General features: G+C 39.7%; 4 protein-coding genes. 3 read left to right on the top strand and 1 reads right to left on the bottom strand.

Annotation, left to right across the window (positions count from 1 at the left end; all coding sequences use genetic code 11):
* Positions 1–150 precede the first annotated feature (150 nt).
* Positions 151–1,365, bottom strand: coding sequence for a CoA transferase (locus IBX40_11590; protein ID MBE0524959.1), 1,215 nt, complete (start codon positions 1,363–1,365; stop codon positions 151–153).
* 250 nt (positions 1,366–1,615) lie between these two features.
* Here IBX40_11590 and IBX40_11595 point away from each other — a divergent pair, with 250 nt between their 5' ends.
* The 3 genes from IBX40_11595 (at position 1,616) to IBX40_11605 (ending at position 3,889) form a co-directional block, all read left to right on the top strand.
* A complete protein-coding gene (locus IBX40_11595) occupies positions 1,616–2,218 on the top strand; it encodes a hypothetical protein (GenBank protein ID MBE0524960.1) in 603 nt (200 codons plus the stop codon).
* Positions 2,219–2,381: 163 nt separating this feature from the next.
* On the top strand, positions 2,382–3,437 hold the full coding sequence (gene ahbD, locus IBX40_11600) for a heme b synthase (protein ID MBE0524961.1): 1,056 nt from the start codon (positions 2,382–2,384) through the stop codon (positions 3,435–3,437).
* A complete protein-coding gene (locus tag IBX40_11605) occupies positions 3,434–3,889 on the top strand; it encodes an Lrp/AsnC family transcriptional regulator (protein ID MBE0524962.1) in 456 nt (151 codons plus the stop codon). Before ahbD ends, IBX40_11605 begins: the two co-directional genes overlap by 4 nt.
* Positions 3,890–3,933: the final 44 nt, after the last annotated feature.

Genomic DNA, 3,933 nt, shown 5'->3' on the forward strand with positions numbered 1-3,933 from the left:
ATTAAAAGCCATATATATTAATTTTATAAAAAGGGTTATTTAACTGTTTCATGATGTAACGAACTATTTTATAATGTAGGAATTAAACAAGCAAATACCAAACTGATTATTCCATCAATTGCGTTATCTGTGTGGGATCCGGTCCTTTTTTTATTTATAAACAGCTTTACTACGAATTAATTTTTCAATTTTTTCAGAATTATAACTTAAAAGATCTTTAAGTATTTCATGCGTATGTTCCCCTGGTTCTGGTGCAGGTTCTGTAAAATCAGGCTGTAAGCTGTTTTCGGTAAAACCTGCAGGGAAACCTGTTAATGACAGTGTTCCATAAGCTTCATCTTCAACTTCTGTAATCAGCCCAAGGTCCTTTATTTGCGGGTCGTTTATAGCCTCTTTCAGATTATTTACTCGTGTGAAACAGCAATCACAATTATGCAAGAGATCTTCCCACTCTTTAAGGCTTTTTGATTTAAAGAGTCTTGTCAGTTCATCATAAAGTTTTGAGTTATCCTTATTCAATAGGCTCATTAAATCTTCTCTACATGTTGTTTTGCAGAAATTTTTGAACAGATTAGGTTCAATCGGACCAAAGAAAATTGATTTTTCGTCCTGCGTTAAGTACATCGTATAATTTGGCAAACCCCCATTCAGTAATTCTTTACCAGGAGCAGGCGGTTTCTCAGTAGTATTCATTCCTGCAATATAAATCTGGTTTAAGAAGAACGCTGCATGTAACATCGATGCATCAACTGTGCCTATCTCTACATTACTATCGCTATTTCTCTTACCTAATATAGAACTGATAGCTATGATTGCAGCTATATAACCAGAAGTAATATCTGCCAATTGAGCCGAAAATATAGACGGTGTACCTTGGGCACTGACGGATGAATAACTTAATGTTCCTGCTAATGAGAGAATATTGTTATCATGGCCGGCAATATCTCTCATCGGCCCTTTTAATCCATAGGCAGTAATAGGTATATGGATTATATCCGGATTGATATTACTGACTGCCTCTCCCAGAACTTTATTTAGATAATTTGCTCTGTTTCCATCAATTAGAATGTCAGAAGCTATAATTAAATCTTTTAAAACTTCCACACCGTCTTCATTTTTAAAATCTACTACAACATTTTTAAACCCTGCATTCAAAGCTCTGAAATAGGCACTCATTTTTCCTTTTTTGCCTTTTATGAATGGAGGAAGCTGGCGCATATAGTCATAAAAGGGAGGTTCACATTTGACTACCTCTGCACCAAGGCATTTTAAGAGATACGCTGCCAATGGCCCGGGTATATAATGAGCAATTAACAGAACCTTTATTCCTTTTAGCCAATCTACCTTGATGAGTTCTTGATTCATAATTGCTGTCCTCCGCTTGAAATCTTCTGCTCTATTAAAAAGGGGTAGAACTACCGATATAACATTCTATTGAGTATTAGACAATCAACCCATATTCCGATCCCTTTGAGCGTGATTTTATCTTAAGCTATAAAAATCGGTTCAGAATGAGAGATAAATCAATATATTAAATTTCACTTACACGAATTGTAACGGTATTATATTACCAAAGTATTTATCAGGTTTGTTACCAATAATAAATTGTTTTACTATGTCTGAAAAATTCTTTTCAACAACCCTGAATATGCTCAAAGACAAACAGATGTCGATCAGTAGCATCACCCGGGAACTCAAGATCAAAGGATATGATATTCACAGGTTGATAATCACAGGATACTTAAGGGCATTGTATGATACCGGATACCTTGAAGAAGAAGAGATCCCGCCTTCAAAAGTATATAAATACAATCACAAAAGGCAGGAGAAGGATATCTACAAACTGCTTGAGAGCCACATAAAGGACATGGATTCAGAATACAAATTCCCGGTGAGCGTTTATATACTTACGACCCTGTTCAACCGACCGTGTTTCAGGTACGAATTAAATTTAGTAGGCGTCACCCCTAAGAATAGTACATATGTAAGGGAATCAAGGAGCGAAAAACTCAAAGAGTTCAGGGAGGGCATCAGCCGCTTTGAGATGCCAGCTGGCGACAAAGCCTTTGAGATGAATGAATTGGATGAAAATATTGTCTCCTATTGTTGTGAAATTATTATTAGCATTATGAAAGATATAATGGATCTTACTGGCCTGAAATCTAAATATCAATCAACTCAAATATCTCAATTTATTGAAAATGAGAAAGTCAATTAAAAAGGTGAAAAATATAGGGCTAAACACTTTAGACTTTGATTTGAATTATTATTATCTCTCTTGCTAACTTATTGCAGACCATCAACCTAGATCACATAATATAAATGATATTATTATATTGTGTCACCAACATATTATTCCAAATAACGGAGGATAAATCCAATTGATAAAACCACCCCGAATAGTGGCATGGGAACTTACCCGGGCCTGCAACCTTGCCTGCCGGCACTGCCGGGCCGATGCGGTCACAAACCTCGATCCCAATGAACTGACCACTGACGAGGCAAAGAATTTCATTGACCAGTTGGTTGAATGTGGTAAGCCCATTCTTATCATGACAGGAGGGGAACCCCTGTTAAGGGACGACTTTTTTGAGCTCGCACAGTACGGCACAGATAAGGATTTAAGAGTAGTTCTTGCCACCAATGGCACATTTATGACACCTGAAATTGCAGCCCGCCTGAAGGACGTTGGCATCCAGCGGATCAGCGTCAGTATAGATGGTTTGGATGCAAAAACCCATGATGATTTCAGATGCGAGCAGGGCTCATTTGATGCAGCCTTGATCGGTATCCAGCACATTAAGGATGCAGGGATTGGATTCCAGATCAACACTACTATCACAAAAAGGAATATTGACCAGATACCTGGAATATTAGACCTGGCAGTACTATTGGAAGCAGAAGCACTGCACATCTTCCTTTTAGTCCCCACTGGCAGGGGCAAGGAGATCGAAGAAGACGAAATACCGCCAGAGGAATATGAGCGGGTGCTGAACTGGTTCTATGACCAGCGCAACAAAGTACCCCTGCAGCTTAAGGCCACCTGCGCGCCTCACTATTTCAGGATCATGCGCCAGCGGGCCAGGGAAGAAGGTATCAAGATTACAAGGGAGACCCACGGTCTGGAGGCCATGACCAAAGGATGTCTTGGGGGCAGTGGATTTTGTTTTGTTTCCCACATTGGTGAAGTATATCCCTGCGGTTACCTCCCTGCCCTGGCCGGTAATATCCGTGAGCAGAGTTTCAGGGATATCTGGGTGGGTTCCAAAGTATTCAACGATATCAGGGACCTAAACAAACTGAAAGGCAAGTGCGGAATATGTGAGTATAGAGCAGTATGCATGGGATGCCGAGCCCGGGCTTATGCAGTCACAGGTGATTATATGAGTGAGGAGCCTTATTGCATCTATGTGCCATCAGGGAGCCTCAAAACATGATCGAAATGGATGACCTGGATAAAGCTATTTTGAATGAAATACAGGTGGATTTCCCGTTGGTAGAACGGCCGTTTCAGGAACTGGCCAGAAAATTGAATTCTAACGAAGAGGAAATCATTCTAAGGATAGAGCGTCTAATGCAGGAAGGGGCCATTCGCAGGATTGGACCCATAGTTAATATTAAGCAGACCGGTGGAGAGAGTACCCTGGCTGCTGTAAAAGCGCCTGAAGATCAAATAGATGAAGTTGCTGGGATAATTAGTAGCTTTAACGAGGTCTCACATAATTACCTGCGTCCTGATAAGTATAATATCTGGTTTACGGTGTCCGCACCTGATAAAAAGCACCTTGATGAGATACTTGAGGAGATAAAACAGCGAACAGGTTGCCCTTTGATCGACCTGCCGACATTAAGGTTATTCAAGATCGGTGTAAAATTCAATGTTAAATGATCCATGCTTTTTTTCCCTAAGAAATAACATTTAATATCTTCCAG

This window comes from Methanosarcinales archaeon (assembly GCA_014859725.1).
Classification (GTDB): domain Archaea; phylum Halobacteriota; class Methanosarcinia; order Methanosarcinales; family Methanocomedenaceae; genus Kmv04.

What these genes read in the sequence shown, in the direction of transcription:
- IBX40_11590 (MBE0524959.1), bottom strand. Translation starts at nt 1,365, where the DNA reads ATGAATCAAGAACTCATCAAGGTAGATTGGCTAAAAGGAATAAAGGTT.
- IBX40_11605 (MBE0524962.1), top strand. Translation starts at nt 3,434, where the DNA reads ATGATCGAAATGGATGACCTGGATAAAGCTATTTTGAATGAAATACAG.
- IBX40_11595 (MBE0524960.1), top strand. Translation starts at nt 1,616, where the DNA reads ATGTCTGAAAAATTCTTTTCAACAACCCTGAATATGCTCAAAGACAAA.